Below are 13,028 nucleotides of genomic sequence, written 5' to 3'. Positions count from 1 at the left end.
GCTGTCCCAAACCCGGGTTCGCTTTTGGCCGACATGCAATAACCTGTCGGCAAAGTATTCCGACGCAGCCGGATCGCCCATGAACGCAATCCTCCACGAGATCTGTGAAACGAGGCTCCATGCCTGACTTGGGCGCTGTCGAGATGCTGTTCGCCGCCCTTGTGGTGCTTGCGGCAGCTGTCGTGTCCTGGCGGCTGTGGCGGAAGCGCAGCCGCCGCAAGGGACGGCGGCAGACCAATCCGGCTGCCGACTATGCCGTCCGCACCGACTGGAGCGGCCGCGGAGGCATGCTCAATTACTCGTCCTTCGTCTATTTCGATGTCGATCGCGACGGCAAATACGGCGCCGGAGACCGGCCGATGGCCGGGATCATGGTGCGGCTGTATGACGAAGCCGGCAAGCTCGCCGCGTCCGCGCGCACCAACAATGCCGGCTTTGCCAATTTCCCCATGTCGGTGAAAAGCAGAAAGGCCGTGATCCGCAAGCCGGGCAACTGGCGCTTTGTGGTTTCGGTGCCGCCCGGCTGGCAGGCGAAAAGCGAAAACGACATTCAGTCCCGACACTTCCTGCCGCTGCCGGGTTCGCCGGCCGGGATGGTATCACAGGAGATGCTGCTGCCGGTCGGTCTGGCGCCGCGGCGCCGCGTCAGCGGGCGCGTTGCCGGCGATGGACCCGCGACCGTCTCCGTGTCGGGGGACGGGCACGTCCTGGAGACGCGGACACTGGCGCCGGGTGCCGTCTTCAGCTTCGACCTGGCTGAAGAAGCCGACACGGTCAGCATCAGTGGCGAAGGCTTGGAGCGGCGGCTGACGCTGTCGCCTTACTCGGCGGATCTCGGCCTGCTGTCCGCGCAACGCGCCGGCATTGCCACCGATGCCGCTCTCGAAACGATCGGTTTCGACGATGTGACGTCGCGCACCTTCAGGAAAATTCCGGCCGGTCATGCCGGATTGGCGTGGCGCAACCTGAATGCGATGGCGCGCGACTACACCAAGGACAGCCAGGGCTATGTCAATGGCAACGTCTCCGGTGACCATGTGCTCTACACCAGCAGCGGGCTGCCTGCCGAATTCAGCTGCGAACGGCCGTTCGGCTTTCACTCGGTCATGCTGAGCGCCGCCTGGCTGGCGTCGGAAGGGGAGGTAGCGCTGATCGAAAGCTGGCTTGGCGAGCAGCTGATTGCAAGCGATCAGATCACGCTGTCGGCGCTGACGCCGTTGCACTATGCCCCGATGCTCAAAGCTGTAACGCGTGTTCGCCTGTCGACGAAGCACTATTGGCAAATGGTCGTGGACGATTTGGTCCTGACGCGCTGAGATTTGGGCATGCCAAAGCGGAGCGAATTTCGCCCCGCTTCAATCAGGTTACGTTTACGATCAGCCCGGCACGATGATAATCGAGGCGCCGTTCGACGCTGTGACCGCCGACAGACGGCCCTTTTTCAAGAACGACGGCTTCACATAAATCTTTTTCATATCAGACTCTCCTAAAATCCCAGCCTGATGATGCCATACTGCGGCCATCTGTCAACCATGCGAGCTGAAAGCAACAAACAATAAACCCAACAATGCGCGACAAAGGGCCAGGGTCCCTATTCTTTGCTTCGGGCCATCCCAAAACCAATTGCACCTGGAGTTTGCTCTCCAGCGCCGGCGCGATCCGCCAGAGATGCGCCGGATTAAAGCGTGACGCTGCTCGGGGCGTTTGCCGTGACGGCGGAAAGCTTGCCCTTCTTGACGAAGGTCGGCTTCGCGTAAGTCTTCTTCATCGTGATCTCTCCAGAATCCTCGGCGAGCATGGCAGATGCGCGACATGTGTCAACCAAGCCGGGCGCCGACGGCGGCCCTCCTGGCGCTATCGGCTGGCGGCCAGCGCCTGGCCTCCGGCTCGCTCGACGGCACGGCCCGGCTATGGGGCATGGACACCGGCCACCAGATCGCGCTGTTCGACAGCAAGACCGGCCCGATCTATGCGGGCGTCCGCCGCGGTGCTGACTGGCGGCAATGATCGCACCACCCGCGACTGGCCGCCCGACGGCGGTGACGGCGTCGTGCTGTTTGCCGGCGCGTCGGAATGAGCAAATCTTGATCACCTTGTCCGCCGTGCTATGTAAAGCCCATGCCAGCATCCAGCCTCCCAGACAACGCGCCGCTCATCGTCATCGATCTCCAGACCGGTATGTTCGACGGCGTGCACGAACCGCCGATCCATGATGCGCCAGGCATAGTCGAGCGCACCAAAGCGGTGATCGACTGGGCGCGGCGCAGCGGGCGCAAGGTCGCATTTGTCAGGCATGATGGACCCGAAGGCGATCCGTTGGCACCGGATCAGCCGGGCTGGCCGGTTTGGCCCGCACTTGGCCAAGCTGCGGACGAGCCGACCTTTGCCAAATCCGTGCGCGATGCTTTCAGCAATCCCGCTTTCGGCGACTGGGTTGCCGGGCAGGGTGCGGGTGCTGTCGTGCTCCTGGGCGCGCAGACCGATTTTTGCGTGGCCGCGACGATCAAGGGCGCGATCGCCAGAGGGCTCGGCGTGACCGTGGTGTCCGATGCGCACAGCACGCTGGACAATGCCAGCGAGAGTGCCGAGCAGGTCATCATCAGGCACAATGGCGAATTCGCCGAGGCCGGCGTCAATCTGGTGACCACAAAGGCGCTTGTCGGCGGCTGAAGCCCGAACGTCGCCGCAGGCCGCATTATCAGGCAGGCCGGCTTGAGGACTTCGCGAGGGAAGACAGCGCCGGGCGCCTGCCGTGGTCGACGCGGACGGGGGGGCGCATTGTTGGGATGGCTCGGGCGCCCGCGTCAACCAGGGCGGCTCGTACCGCCGCATTAGCAACATTGCACATTGCGTGCCGCTCGAAACTTCCGCGAAAGCGGAATAGGCCGGAGCAAAAGGGCGGATTCGGCTGAGATTTTCGGCGCGCTTTCCCGGTCCGGGAGTCAAAAAGTCTGCTGGTTACTGGGAATGTCGTTCAAGGCGTTTGCCGGTGCTGCACCGGATCGGCGAGGAACGACACCGCAATCAGGTCGTCGCCATCGATCCGGCCGTGACGATCTTCCATGATGGCCGCGACCTTTTGAAAGGTTTTCATTTCGGCATCCGTCACCCGCGCATCGCGCATCCGGGCCTGGAGATCGGCCAGGCGAACGCCCAAAGCAGGGGATGTCACAGCTTTGCTTATCATCTTCACTCGTCCTGATTGGAAACTGACATGGGCAACCCGCCGCCATGGCTGGCGGCGGGTTTGGGACAATTCCAAGTTCAGTCGTAGACCTTGACGATCTTGCGGGTGCCCGGATCCACCAGGACGGTGCGGTTGTCGACCACCACGTAGCGGTATTTGACGTCAGGGATCTCATGAAGCTCGACCGTGTCCGGCAACGCGCTACCAACATTCAGTTCCACGCCGGGAATCTTGACCGAAGCGAGGGGCTGCTTCTTCACATACTCGCGGATGACCGTGTCCTGTTCAGGCTGGATGACAACGTCCTGAGCGGCAACGGCGCCCACTCCGGCCAATAGCAACAGCGCCGCTGCGGCGCCCGTTAGGTGCATTTTCATACTGTTTCTCCTTGCGAGTCAGCATGACAAGATCGTCCAACGCTGACGGCAACTGAACTTGAGCCAACTGAAAATGTTCCTCAGATTGGGCTTCGGTCGGATGCTGTCTGCGACTTAAGTCTGGCCCGAGAGCGCATTGGTCTTACCGACGGGAACGGCTCTCTGTTCACGGCTGTTTGTCTCCCGGAATTCGGAGAAACAGATGGACAAAAGTGTTGGCCAAGCGCGCTGGTTGCTCGCACCGATTTTCGCGACAGCCGTTACCTTTCTGGTGATGGGAATAGTCCTTGGCTGACATGTCGTCGATCGGCGCAGCAACGTCCCTTCCTGCGCTGAGAGGGTTCGCAAGCCGCTTCGGCGCCTGGCGAACCCTCTATCTTCACCATACGCCGGCCTGCTCGTCGCTATCGTCCAGCAGTTGCTCGTTCAGTTTGCCGCTCTGCTATCGGGCCGTGTGTATCGATCGAGCCGGCGGCGAAGATAAGACACGTTGATCCGTCGGCTGCTCGCTGAAGTAAAGCGAACTGCCGAGAATGAGGAACACGATGCCCACCGCCGTCAATCCAACCATGAGCACGGCAATCGCCGTTCCTGGGCCATAGCCTGTCTTGATGATGGTGGATCGGTGGGCCATCGCGGCGTTCTCCAGATACCCGGCGGTGCCGAGTTCTGCGACAAACGACAAGCGAGGCCCGATGTTCCCTCGTTGGAAGCCTCAATCGGTCACTTTGGGCTTTTGCTTTTTCCTGTAGGACCAAGGTCTTATCTGCCGAGCGCAAAGGTCCAAGGGGCCTTGTTCAGTTCCGATAATGTCCCTTGGATGTTCCATTACTTTAGGTAAACCTGATATATTGCCTGGGCGGAAAACTTAGCTGGCCAAGCAAAATCGCCCGCGAACCGGGCATGGAAAATGTGGCTTTGGCAAGTTCAACAACAGGCAGTCATGTCTCGGGACGAATAGCTCACGTCTCGTCGAATCCGCCCTCTCGGGTCTGATCGTGCGTGATTGCGGCTTCTTCCTCATCATCGGGGAGGGCGTCGTCGCTGTCCTGGTACGCGTTATCGTCGTCCTCGTCCGGCAGATCGCCGTCTTTTTCGACGCCGTAACGCATGTCGCCGTTTTCCGGCGCGGACTCTGGCAGGATCTCGCCGCCCTTGATTGCATCCCAATCCTGCTGCTCGATGGTCGGCCCATCCGCCCGCGGTGCGTCATCTTCGATGTCGGCGCCTGGTTTGTTGCGAGGTGCCATGCTGGCCTCCAATCGTTGAAGAACTGGAGGCGAAACTCGGCGTGTCGGCGTTTGTTCCGGACCCGAAGTGCAAAGACCGGGCGTGCTCCTGGATTGTCGACGGCTGGCGTGTCAGCCCAGCCCCGCCAGCACCGCGGCCGCGGCCCGCACGGTTGCCAAGTTGCCGCGCAAATGGAGAACGCATTGCGGCGACTGACCCATTACTTGCGAAGTTGCTAAAATAATGAAATGTTGTCCGCGGGAAATGAATGAGGCAGGGACTGGTTGGAACCGGCGCGGTTTCGACGGTTTTGGAAACCATGTATTTTGGACAGTTTCTCGTAGGAATGTCAGCCACGGCCGTCATCGTCGCGGTCTGGACCTATATGACCACCGGCTCCTTCTGGGAGGCATTTGCCTGGACGATAGCGACGCTGCTTGTCCTGCAGGTCGGCTACTTCGTGCTCGTCGTGAGGCTGATCTTCAGGCGCGCACATGACATCGTGCCGAGCCAGGATCCGGTAGACGCCTTTCCGCCATTGCATCGCGACGGTGTCCAGCTTTGAGACCGGGTGACCGGGACCGATCAGGAATGGCGTTTCCATACCAGGCCGTCCACTCGAGCGCGTGCGCCGGGGCGCTCGGGGAACGTCGCCACCAGCGCGATCACGACCGACGGCAAGGTGTTTGGTCGCTGAGACGGCTTCTGAGCATATCCCTGCTGGAGATTTCGGCCAGCGTTATCATGGGAACAGGATGCATGCGCGACCGCTCCGCATTGTGCTCAGGCCGACAGGTTGGGAACAAGTGCTGATGCTTCGCGTTCTCTGGCAGTGCCGATGAGGTTGCCGCCTCCATCGGTGCCGTTATGGCTCGCTCTGCTCCCGGCGGGGCGAGCCCTTTTCGTGCTGGAGCCTTTCAAATCGTCCAGATGAAGAGGCGGATGCGCGGCCGATTTGGCGCACTGGTGCTCAGATTGAATTTTTTCCCTTTAAATATCCGTACATATCTGTGCAAGTTTTCAAACTCTTGAATGCTGTCTGCCGAATGTTTGATCAGCAACCAATCAGTATCCAGGCTGCAATCGTAATATCTTCAATTCTGAAGTTACGATGGAACCGCATGGCAGCGGTGGAGTTTTTATGGAGGGCGGAATTCAGTTATCACTAGGAGATGGCCATGAGACTTTATCTTACGAGCGCGGCGACCGCCGTCGTCCTGATGGGCGGGATTGGTGCGGCGCTGGCGGAAAACGTCGTCGTCGTCCAGCCGGAGCAGGAGACAGTCGTTCGCGAATACATCAAGAGAGAACCGCTTGCCTCGGTGAACCTTCTGGGCGTCGAGCTCAAGCTCGGCTCGTCGGTGCCGGATACGGTCGAACTGCGTGAGGTGCCCGACGTCAAATACCGCGTCGCGGTGATCAACGACCAGACGGTCCTCGTCGATCCGGAGACCCGCCAGATTGTTGAAGTGCTGCACTAGGGATTCCGCAGTACTGGACCTTGGGAAAAACCCGCCCCGACGTCGCGTCGGGGCGGGTTTCCTTTGCCGCGACCCGCGATGGCCTATTCGGCGGCCAGTCTATCCTGCGTCTTGGTCTCGAAATCGCTGGCGTCGTGGCGTTCATGCAGTTGCATGGCAGGCTCACCGAAGGCGCGGTTGACCATGCGCCCGCGCTTGACCGCCGGGCGGGCGTCGATGGCCTTCGCCCAACGCTGCACATGCTTGTACTCGTGCACCGACAGGAACTCGCCGGAATCATTGTACATGCGGCCGAGTGCCAGCCCGCCATACCAGGGCCACACCGCCATGTCGGCGATGGAATAGTCCTTGCCGCCGAGATATTCAGTCTCGGCCAACCGGCGGTCGAGCACGTCCATCTGACGCTTCACCTCCATCGAGAAGCGATCGATGGCATATTCGAACTTTTCCGGCGCATAGGCGTAGAAGTGGCCGAAGCCGCCGCCCAGATACGGCGCCGAGCCCATCTGCCAGAACAGCCAGGACAGCACCTCGGCGCGGGCCGGCTGTTCGGTCGGAAGGAATTCGCCAAACTTTTCGGCGAGATAGACCAGGATCGAGCCGGATTCGAAGATGCGCACCGGTGTGGTGCCACTGTGGTCCATCAGGGCCGGAATCTTGGAGTTTGGATTGACCTCGACGAAGCCGCTGCCGAACTGGTCGCCATCGTTGATCCGGATCAGCCAGGCATCGTATTCGGCACCCTTGTGGCCGCGCGCCAGAAGCTCTTCCAGCATGACGGTGACCTTGACGCCGTTCGGCGTCGCCAGCGAATAGAGCTGCAACGGATGCTTGCCGACAGGCAGTTCCTTGTCATGCGTCGGCCCGGCGATCGGCCGGTTGATGCTGGCAAAGGCTCCGCCGCTCGGCTTGTTCCAGGTCCATACTTTCGGCGGTGTGTAGTCGGTCATTTCGTGGCCTCGTGTCGGGGAAGGATGGCAGGTCGCCATTAACTAGGGCTGCGGATGTGTAAGTTCAACTTGCGTTGAACTATTATCGATGCCCGCAGTGCCAACATCGGCAATTGGGCTCTTCCTTACCCTTGCGCCTTCTCCTGCGTGGCATACCTATAGAAGATGTCGCCAAAGCCCACCCAGGACAAAAGCATGACCATCAATCCCAATCTGCGCTCGGTCGTGGCCGTGCGGGCCACTGTTCCCGAAGATGCCTTTACGGCCGGGGCGCTCGGCACGCTCAGGGAAGGCAGCGGCGTCGTCATTCGCAATGACGGGCTGGTGCTGACCATCGGCTATCTCATCACCGAAGCGGAAGAGGTCTGGCTGACCAGCCATGACGGCCGCGTCATCCCCGCGCACGCGCTGGCCTATGACCAGGAATCGGGCTTCGGCCTGGTGCAGGCGCTGGCGCCGCTCGGCCTGCCGGCGGTGGCGCTGGGCGATGCCGGCAAGGCCAGGATCGGCGACGCCGTGGTGCTGGCCGACGGCATCGGCCAGTCGGTGCAGGCCAGGATCGTCACCAAGCAGGAATTCGCCGGCTATTGGGAGTATCTGCTCGACGAGGCGATCTTCATTGCGCCGGCGCACCCGTCCTGGGGCGGTGCCGGGCTGTTCGGCGCCGATGGCTCGCTGCTCGGCATCGGTTCGCTGCGCCTGCAGATGAGCCGCAATGGCGAGGTCGCCGATATCAACATGGTGGTGCCGATCGATCTGTTGCCGCCCATACTCGACGATCTCCTGACGCGCGGCCAGGTGGCCAAGCCGCCGCGTCCATGGCTCGGCGCCCTGTCGGCCGAAAGCGATGGCAGAGTGGTGGTGATGAGCGTGACCGAAGGCGGTCCGGCGGCCAAGGCTGGCCTGCGCCAGGGCGACATCATCTCGGACATCCGCGACGGCGCGGTCGATGGACTCGCCGATTTCTATCGCAAGCTGTGGGAGAGCGGCTCGGCCGGTGCCGAGATTCCGATGCGGGTGCTGCGCGACGGCCGCGAAACCTGGCTGCGCGTCAAGTCCGCCGACCGCGGCAGTTTTCTGAAGAAACCGCAGCTGCAATAGCGCGTCAGCCACACGATGCATCCAAGACTGCTCAAAACCTTCCTTGCGGTGGCGCGGAGCCGCAACATCACGCGCGCCGCAGAAGTGGTCCACCTCGCGCAATCGAGCGTCAGCGACCAGATCCTGGCGCTCGAGGCCGAGCTTGGCGCTGCCCTGTTCACGCGCGCGAAGTCCGGTCTCGAGCTGACGCCGGCAGGCCTAGCGCTGCAGCCGATCGCCGAGGATTTGTTGCGGCTCGACGGCGAGGCGCGCGCGGCCGTGCAGGCAGCGGCAGGTTCGACAAGCGGGCACCTGACCATCGGCGCGCTGGAGACGATCGCGTCGGCCAGGCTGGCGCCTTGGCTGCCCGGGTTCCAGGCCGGCCATCCCGACATCACCGTGCGGATGAAGGTGGCGGGCAGCGGCGCGCTGCTGCGCCAATTGGAGGATGGCGACATCGATGTCGCGTTCTGCTTCGACCGCCGTGATTTCGCGAAGGGCGCGTCGGATAAACACTTCGCCAGGCGCACGATAGCAGCCGAACCGCTGGTGCTGGTCGCGGCTCCGGGGCAGGGCAGCGTGCCAGGCGACCTTGCCGCGCTTGGCGAACTGCAGTTCGTGGCAACGGAGCCCGGATGTATCTACCGACACATGTTCGACACGGCCTTTGCCGAGGCGGGCGCTGCCGCACCCAGACTTGCCAACGAGGTCGGCAGCATCGGCGCCATTGCGCGGCTGGTGGCGGCCGGCGCGGGGCTCGCCCTCGTTCCACGCCTGGCCGTCCCGGATGCGCTCGCACGCGGCGACATCGTCGAAATGCGATGGCCCGGCCAGATGCGGACGGCGCCGCTGGTGATGATCTGGCGCCGCCGGCGCGTCCAGCTGCCGGCGCTTAAGCAATTGCTCACTGCCGCGCGCGACACGCTGGTGCCGGCCCTGCAGCCCGCCAAGGCTGGTTCAGGACTTGAATCGTCGAACCGCTCCAAGGCCTTGTTTGCAAAAAACTCCTGACGGAAGCAGCGGCGGTTCAGATCAGGCGGTGGCCGCCCTCGACATGTAGCGTCGTTCCCGTGGTAAAGCCATTGCCGATCAGAAAGGCGATGGCGTCGGCGATATCATCGGGTTGGCCAATCCGCCCGACCGGCAGCCGCTTGGCCATCGCGGCTAACGTCTCGTCCTTCCTGTCGCCGGCCACTTGCGCCCAGATCGTGGTGTCGACCCAGCCGGGTGACACGGCATTGACGCGGATCGGCGCCAACTCGACCGCCAGCGCCCGCACGAGGCCTTCGAGCGCTGCGTTGACAGCAGCAACGACGGAGCCGCGTGCGGCTGGGCGATAGGCGGCGATACCGGAGACGAAGGTCATGGAGCCGGATGCTGCCAGCCGCGGCGCACCGTGCTTGGCGAGCAGCAGCGGGCCATACAGCTTGCTCTCCACCACCTTTTGCGCCGCCATCAGGTCAAGCTCCGGCAGCAGCCGGTAGGCGCCTTCGATGTCGGCTGCGGTGCAGACGATGTGGTCGAGTCCGCCAATCGCTGCGAACAGCGCCGAGACCTGGTCTTCGCGCGCGATGTCGACGACGGCCGTCTCCAGCCCGGCGGGATTGCCGAGCGCCTCGCGCGCCTGCCGCAGCCGGTCTTGGCCGCGCCCGGCGATGATCACCTTGGCTCCGGCCTCGATGCAGCGCCTGGCCAGCGCCAGGCCCATGCCGGAGCCGCCGCCGACGATCAGGATTTTCTGTTTCGAAATGCTCATTTCGCTCTGCCTTTGCTTGGATGGACAAGGGCAGGAATTGGCAGTTCGGCGCGACAGAAGGAAACGGAAGAAACCGATAGTGCCATCGGAAAGGCCGATGGAGCAGGGCGGACGAGCGCCGTCTCTGGCTCAGCGCACCAGCGGACTTTCCCAGACGACAAACAGCAGAGCTTTCAGCTGGGCAAAGCGCTCCGGCCCAAGTTCGGTGCGCCATTCCTCCTCGATGTCGCGCAGGATATCGACCATTTTCCAGAACGCGGCATGACCGCGTTCCGTGGATCGCACCACGCGCGCACCGCCATCGCCGGGAATGTCGGAGCGGACGAGGTAGCCGTACCCTTCGAGACTGCTGAGCAGCTGGTTGATGGCCTGTTTGCTCATGCCGGCACGCTCGGCGATGGTGCCGGGCCGCGCGCCGTCCGGTCCGGGAAACTGCAACACCGCCATATGCGGCAGGCGCAATTCGTCGAAACCGGCGGCGTTGAGCTCCTTGATCAGCCGCCGCTGGATCGCTTGTGCCGGCACGCGCAGCAGGGCGCCGATCAGCAGGTTCTCGGTCTTGGTCTGTAGAACTTCCGTTGAGGTGGGCATTGACGATCCGGTAAATTGAGTTTACTGATAGCGAGTAAATGTAATTTACCGGAGGGCTTTGCGCAATGTCGGTCATGAATCTTCAGGTCAATCCAGCCAATGAGACCGGCGACAAGGGGCTGTCGATTCGCTTCCTGGTGACGGGCGACAGTTCGAACGGCAGCATCGCCGCCTTTGAGTTGAGGGTTGCCAGCGGACTGCGCCTGCTGGCGCCGGCGCACAGCCATGATCACTACGAAGAGACGATCTACGGCATTGAAGGGGTGCTGACCTGGACCGTCGACGGCAAGCCGATCGAGGTCGGACCGGGAGAAGCGCTGTGCATCCCGCGCGGCGCAGTCCATCGCTTCGACAACAATGGCAGCGCGGATGCGAAAGCGCTGTGCGTCGTCACACCAGCGGCGATCGGTCCGGACTATTTCCGTGAGATATTCGCCATGTTCCACGCCGCCGCCGGCGGTCCGCCGGACAAGGCTGGGATGATGGATATCATGCGCCGCCACGGGCTGACGCCGGCAGCGCCGCCGCCAAGCTGAAGTCGGTCGAAGAGGCGTCGATCACGCGCCGCAAGCGCTGAAGGTGGTGCCGGGGTTCCAGTCCTTGAAGGCGATGGTCTGGCCTTCGACCGAGACGGTCCTGTGCTTGGTGCTGCCGTCCGGCTGCTTTTCGCTGCTGGTGCCTTTGCCGGTCAGCACATTGTACTCGCAGGCGCTTTCGGCATTCTCCTTCAAATAGTCATAGTGGTCATAGGCGAAGCCGGCGACGATGAAGGCATCATTGCGCCAGGCGATGGTCAGCGTCATGTCGGTCCGTTCGCTGCCGATCTCCATCGCTGGCAGGTAGAATTTGATCGAGCCGTTGGGCAGCATCGTCAGTTCCGGCTCGGTGTCGGAGTTCTCGTAGCCCGCCCGCTCGTAGCCGTTCCATTCCCCTTGGATCTGCTCGTGCACGATCTCGACGGGTTTGAGGTAATTGTGCTCCTTGTCCCTGAGGAAGAAGTGGACGTCCATCGGATGGCCGGGTTCGGTCTCCACCACCATGGCAAGATCGACGGCGCCGTCGCCATTGAAATCGCCAGTCACAGCCGTGATGATCTTCCGGGTTTCGATCGGCTCGGCGAGGGTGGCCGTGGGGAGAAACAACACAAAGGCGAGCAACAGAGATTTCATGGCGTATTCCCCCGGGAGCGAGACGGCGTGCCCGAGCACGAGCATGGCAGGTATTCCGGGACTTTCTACAGGGGGGCGGGAAGAAAAATGTTCGGGCCGAGGGGCGCGAAGGAACGCCGTGCGCGCCTGCCAAGTCTGCTGCCGGAAACTGACAGCAATTCATGCCACGATGCTGGCCAATGACGATGGGCATGATGCCGGAGGCAGGACGACAGTGAGAGCGATGACGCGAGCGGCAACAGCATCGAACGGACAGGCCGACTGATGGCGCCGATCAAGGTCGATCCCGACAAGGTTCATGAATTTGCGGATCCTGCCGGCTTCTACGCCTGGCTGAGCAAGCACCACGTCACGGAAGCCGAAGTCTGGATCAAGATGCACAAGGTGGGGTCCGGATTGAAATCGATCACCCCCAAGCAAGCCATCGACGTGGTGCTGTGCTTCGGCTGGATCGATGCGGTGCGCAAAGGGTTGGACGACAAGAGCTTCCTGCAGCGCTACACGCCGCGCGGCAGGAAGAGCATCTGGAGCCTGATCAACATCGACAATGTGGCGCGGCTGGTCGAGGAGGGCCGCATGACCGAGCATGGGCTCAAACAGGTCGAAGCGGCGAAGGCGGACGGGCGCTGGGCGCGCGCCTATGGCAGCGGCAAGGAGATGAAAATTCCCGATGATTTGCAAGCAGCCATAGACGCCGAACCCGCTGCGAAGGCGATGCTTGAAAAACTCAACGCGCAAAACCGCTTCGCGCTCGCCTTCCGCATTCACAACATGAAGACCGAGGCTGGGCGCAAGAGGAAGATCGAGACGTTTGTGGCAATGCTGAAGCGTGGTGAGACGATCCATCCGCAAGGCAGGAAGTGAGGTTGGCGCGAATTCGTCTTCGGCGCCGCAAGCCTGTCCTCACGGGATCCCTCGTTGCGCGAAGCGCTTCAGGATTTGAATCGCGAAATTGTTCCAACTGCTTGTTTTCGCGCAATTCGGGGTCGGTGTGGCGCGGCCGCTTCAGCAACGACATCGCTGGTGGACGGAGGAGGGCACGGCGGCTACCCTTCGAAAGCCGCGACGATCGAGCGGCGGACCGGTCGCTGGGAGTCGTTGCCGTTGAGAAGAGTTGCTTCGTGGACGATGGCGCTGGGTCTCATTGTCATCGTCGCGTGTGTGGGAGCCGGGGTCACGCTTGCCCAGACTTCGCCCGAGCAGACTT

The 13,028-nt window shown here is 62.3% G+C and carries 20 protein-coding genes; 10 read left to right on the top strand and 10 right to left on the bottom strand.

From position 1 onward, the window contains the following. The first annotated feature begins 119 nt into the window (after positions 1–119). The gene (locus EN955_RS15430; RefSeq protein ID WP_024501728.1) at positions 120–1,316 is read left to right on the top strand and encodes a hypothetical protein; all 1,197 of its coding nucleotides are present in this window, start codon (positions 120–122) and stop codon (positions 1,314–1,316) included. 60 nt (positions 1,317–1,376) lie between these two features. On the opposite strand, the gene EN955_RS15425 is transcribed toward EN955_RS15430, so the two are convergent. Then, a complete protein-coding gene (locus EN955_RS15425) occupies positions 1,377–1,475 on the bottom strand; it encodes a hypothetical protein (RefSeq protein ID WP_013530621.1) in 99 nt (32 codons plus the stop codon). A gap of 203 nt (positions 1,476–1,678) precedes the next feature. Continuing rightward, positions 1,679–1,768: a hypothetical protein gene (locus tag EN955_RS15420; RefSeq protein ID WP_081714185.1), complete on the bottom strand. Its 90-nt coding sequence runs from the start codon at positions 1,766–1,768 to the stop codon at positions 1,679–1,681. Between the two features lie 35 nt (positions 1,769–1,803). Between EN955_RS15420 and EN955_RS15415 the strand changes: the two genes are divergently transcribed. Together EN955_RS15415 and EN955_RS15410 are read left to right on the top strand one after the other, a co-directional pair. Then, positions 1,804–2,007 carry a hypothetical protein gene (locus EN955_RS15415; protein ID WP_024501727.1) on the top strand — a complete coding sequence of 68 codons (204 nt, stop codon included), beginning with the start codon at positions 1,804–1,806 and terminating at the stop codon, positions 2,005–2,007. A gap of 111 nt (positions 2,008–2,118) precedes the next feature. After that, positions 2,119–2,670 (top strand): isochorismatase family protein, encoded by a 552-nt coding sequence (locus EN955_RS15410; protein ID WP_024501726.1) that lies wholly within the window; start codon positions 2,119–2,121, stop codon positions 2,668–2,670. Between the two features lie 304 nt (positions 2,671–2,974). Here the strand turns inward: EN955_RS15410 and EN955_RS15405 are convergent, their stop codons facing one another. The 4 genes from EN955_RS15405 to EN955_RS15390 form a co-directional block, all read right to left on the bottom strand. Further along, a complete protein-coding gene (locus EN955_RS15405; RefSeq protein ID WP_318014171.1) occupies positions 2,975–3,157 on the bottom strand; it encodes a hypothetical protein in 183 nt (60 codons plus the stop codon). Positions 3,158–3,264: 107 nt separating this feature from the next. Further along, on the bottom strand, positions 3,265–3,564 hold the full coding sequence (locus EN955_RS15400; protein WP_013530625.1) for a DUF1236 domain-containing protein: 300 nt from the start codon (positions 3,562–3,564) through the stop codon (positions 3,265–3,267). Positions 3,565–4,006: 442 nt separating this feature from the next. After that, positions 4,007–4,249, bottom strand: coding sequence for a hypothetical protein (locus EN955_RS15395; protein ID WP_245265288.1), 243 nt, complete (start codon positions 4,247–4,249; stop codon positions 4,007–4,009). A 277-nt stretch (positions 4,250–4,526) separates the two neighbouring features. Then, positions 4,527–4,814: a hypothetical protein gene (locus EN955_RS15390; protein WP_024501725.1), complete on the bottom strand. Its 288-nt coding sequence runs from the start codon at positions 4,812–4,814 to the stop codon at positions 4,527–4,529. Positions 4,815–5,140: 326 nt separating this feature from the next. Between EN955_RS15390 and EN955_RS15385 the strand changes: the two genes are divergently transcribed. Further along, the gene (locus tag EN955_RS15385) at positions 5,141–5,359 is read left to right on the top strand and encodes an exopolysaccharide production repressor protein (protein WP_224674556.1); all 219 of its coding nucleotides are present in this window, start codon (positions 5,141–5,143) and stop codon (positions 5,357–5,359) included. A 613-nt stretch (positions 5,360–5,972) separates the two neighbouring features. After that, complete coding sequence (locus EN955_RS15380) at positions 5,973–6,275, top strand: DUF1236 domain-containing protein (RefSeq protein ID WP_013530629.1); 303 nt, start codon at positions 5,973–5,975, stop codon at positions 6,273–6,275. Positions 6,276–6,358: 83 nt separating this feature from the next. Here the strand turns inward: EN955_RS15380 and yghU are convergent, their stop codons facing one another. Continuing rightward, positions 6,359–7,225 carry a glutathione-dependent disulfide-bond oxidoreductase gene (yghU, locus tag EN955_RS15375; protein ID WP_013530630.1) on the bottom strand — a complete coding sequence of 289 codons (867 nt, stop codon included), beginning with the start codon at positions 7,223–7,225 and terminating at the stop codon, positions 6,359–6,361. A gap of 195 nt (positions 7,226–7,420) precedes the next feature. Here yghU and EN955_RS15370 point away from each other — a divergent pair, with 195 nt between their 5' ends. Both EN955_RS15370 and EN955_RS15365 read left to right on the top strand, forming a co-directional pair. Next, complete coding sequence (locus tag EN955_RS15370; RefSeq protein WP_024501724.1) at positions 7,421–8,326, top strand: S1C family serine protease; 906 nt, start codon at positions 7,421–7,423, stop codon at positions 8,324–8,326. A gap of 15 nt (positions 8,327–8,341) precedes the next feature. Further along, complete coding sequence (locus EN955_RS15365) at positions 8,342–9,316, top strand: LysR family transcriptional regulator (protein ID WP_024501723.1); 975 nt, start codon at positions 8,342–8,344, stop codon at positions 9,314–9,316. 16 nt (positions 9,317–9,332) lie between these two features. Here EN955_RS15365 and EN955_RS15360 read toward each other — a convergent pair whose 3' ends face one another. Together EN955_RS15360 and EN955_RS15355 are read right to left on the bottom strand one after the other, a co-directional pair. Further along, on the bottom strand, positions 9,333–10,061 hold the full coding sequence (locus EN955_RS15360) for an SDR family oxidoreductase (RefSeq protein ID WP_024501722.1): 729 nt from the start codon (positions 10,059–10,061) through the stop codon (positions 9,333–9,335). 129 nt (positions 10,062–10,190) lie between these two features. Beyond that, complete coding sequence (locus tag EN955_RS15355) at positions 10,191–10,652, bottom strand: MarR family winged helix-turn-helix transcriptional regulator (RefSeq protein ID WP_024501721.1); 462 nt, start codon at positions 10,650–10,652, stop codon at positions 10,191–10,193. 65 nt (positions 10,653–10,717) lie between these two features. On the opposite strand from EN955_RS15355, the gene EN955_RS15350 reads away from it, so the two are divergent. After that, positions 10,718–11,188 (top strand): cupin domain-containing protein, encoded by a 471-nt coding sequence (locus EN955_RS15350; RefSeq protein WP_024501720.1) that lies wholly within the window; start codon positions 10,718–10,720, stop codon positions 11,186–11,188. Positions 11,189–11,209: 21 nt separating this feature from the next. On the opposite strand, the gene EN955_RS15345 is transcribed toward EN955_RS15350, so the two are convergent. Beyond that, a complete protein-coding gene (locus tag EN955_RS15345; RefSeq protein WP_024501719.1) occupies positions 11,210–11,821 on the bottom strand; it encodes a hypothetical protein in 612 nt (203 codons plus the stop codon). A gap of 264 nt (positions 11,822–12,085) precedes the next feature. On the opposite strand from EN955_RS15345, the gene EN955_RS15340 reads away from it, so the two are divergent. Beyond that, on the top strand, positions 12,086–12,685 hold the full coding sequence (locus tag EN955_RS15340; protein ID WP_024501718.1) for a YdeI/OmpD-associated family protein: 600 nt from the start codon (positions 12,086–12,088) through the stop codon (positions 12,683–12,685). Positions 12,686–12,739: 54 nt separating this feature from the next. Further along, positions 12,740–13,028, top strand: a 289-nt coding sequence (locus EN955_RS35100; RefSeq protein WP_206523753.1) for a hypothetical protein, incomplete at its 3' end; no start/stop codon positions are given.

The sequence above is a fragment of the Mesorhizobium sp. M7A.F.Ca.CA.001.04.2.1 genome, from assembly GCF_003998485.1.
Classification (GTDB): Bacteria; Pseudomonadota; Alphaproteobacteria; order Rhizobiales; family Rhizobiaceae; genus Mesorhizobium; species Mesorhizobium ciceri.
This window is presented reverse-complemented; position numbering and strand designations above follow the sequence as displayed.

What these genes read in the sequence shown, in the direction of transcription:
- EN955_RS15430 (WP_024501728.1), top strand. Translation starts at nt 120, where the DNA reads ATGCCTGACTTGGGCGCTGTCGAGATGCTGTTCGCCGCCCTTGTGGTG.
- EN955_RS15425 (WP_013530621.1), bottom strand. Translation starts at nt 1,475, where the DNA reads ATGAAAAAGATTTATGTGAAGCCGTCGTTCTTGAAAAAGGGCCGTCTG.
- EN955_RS15420 (WP_081714185.1), bottom strand. Translation starts at nt 1,768, where the DNA reads ATGAAGAAGACTTACGCGAAGCCGACCTTCGTCAAGAAGGGCAAGCTT.
- EN955_RS15415 (WP_024501727.1), top strand. Translation starts at nt 1,804, where the DNA reads ATGCGCGACATGTGTCAACCAAGCCGGGCGCCGACGGCGGCCCTCCTG.
- EN955_RS15410 (WP_024501726.1), top strand. Translation starts at nt 2,119, where the DNA reads ATGCCAGCATCCAGCCTCCCAGACAACGCGCCGCTCATCGTCATCGAT.
- EN955_RS15400 (WP_013530625.1), bottom strand. Translation starts at nt 3,564, where the DNA reads ATGAAAATGCACCTAACGGGCGCCGCAGCGGCGCTGTTGCTATTGGCC.
- EN955_RS15390 (WP_024501725.1), bottom strand. Translation starts at nt 4,814, where the DNA reads ATGGCACCTCGCAACAAACCAGGCGCCGACATCGAAGATGACGCACCG.
- EN955_RS15385 (WP_224674556.1), top strand. Translation starts at nt 5,141, where the DNA reads ATGTCAGCCACGGCCGTCATCGTCGCGGTCTGGACCTATATGACCACC.
- EN955_RS15380 (WP_013530629.1), top strand. Translation starts at nt 5,973, where the DNA reads ATGAGACTTTATCTTACGAGCGCGGCGACCGCCGTCGTCCTGATGGGC.
- yghU (WP_013530630.1), bottom strand. Translation starts at nt 7,225, where the DNA reads ATGACCGACTACACACCGCCGAAAGTATGGACCTGGAACAAGCCGAGC.
- EN955_RS15370 (WP_024501724.1), top strand. Translation starts at nt 7,421, where the DNA reads ATGACCATCAATCCCAATCTGCGCTCGGTCGTGGCCGTGCGGGCCACT.
- EN955_RS15365 (WP_024501723.1), top strand. Translation starts at nt 8,342, where the DNA reads ATGCATCCAAGACTGCTCAAAACCTTCCTTGCGGTGGCGCGGAGCCGC.
- EN955_RS15360 (WP_024501722.1), bottom strand. Translation starts at nt 10,061, where the DNA reads ATGAGCATTTCGAAACAGAAAATCCTGATCGTCGGCGGCGGCTCCGGC.
- EN955_RS15355 (WP_024501721.1), bottom strand. Translation starts at nt 10,652, where the DNA reads ATGCCCACCTCAACGGAAGTTCTACAGACCAAGACCGAGAACCTGCTG.
- EN955_RS15350 (WP_024501720.1), top strand. Translation starts at nt 10,718, where the DNA reads ATGTCGGTCATGAATCTTCAGGTCAATCCAGCCAATGAGACCGGCGAC.
- EN955_RS15345 (WP_024501719.1), bottom strand. Translation starts at nt 11,821, where the DNA reads ATGAAATCTCTGTTGCTCGCCTTTGTGTTGTTTCTCCCCACGGCCACC.
- EN955_RS15340 (WP_024501718.1), top strand. Translation starts at nt 12,086, where the DNA reads ATGGCGCCGATCAAGGTCGATCCCGACAAGGTTCATGAATTTGCGGAT.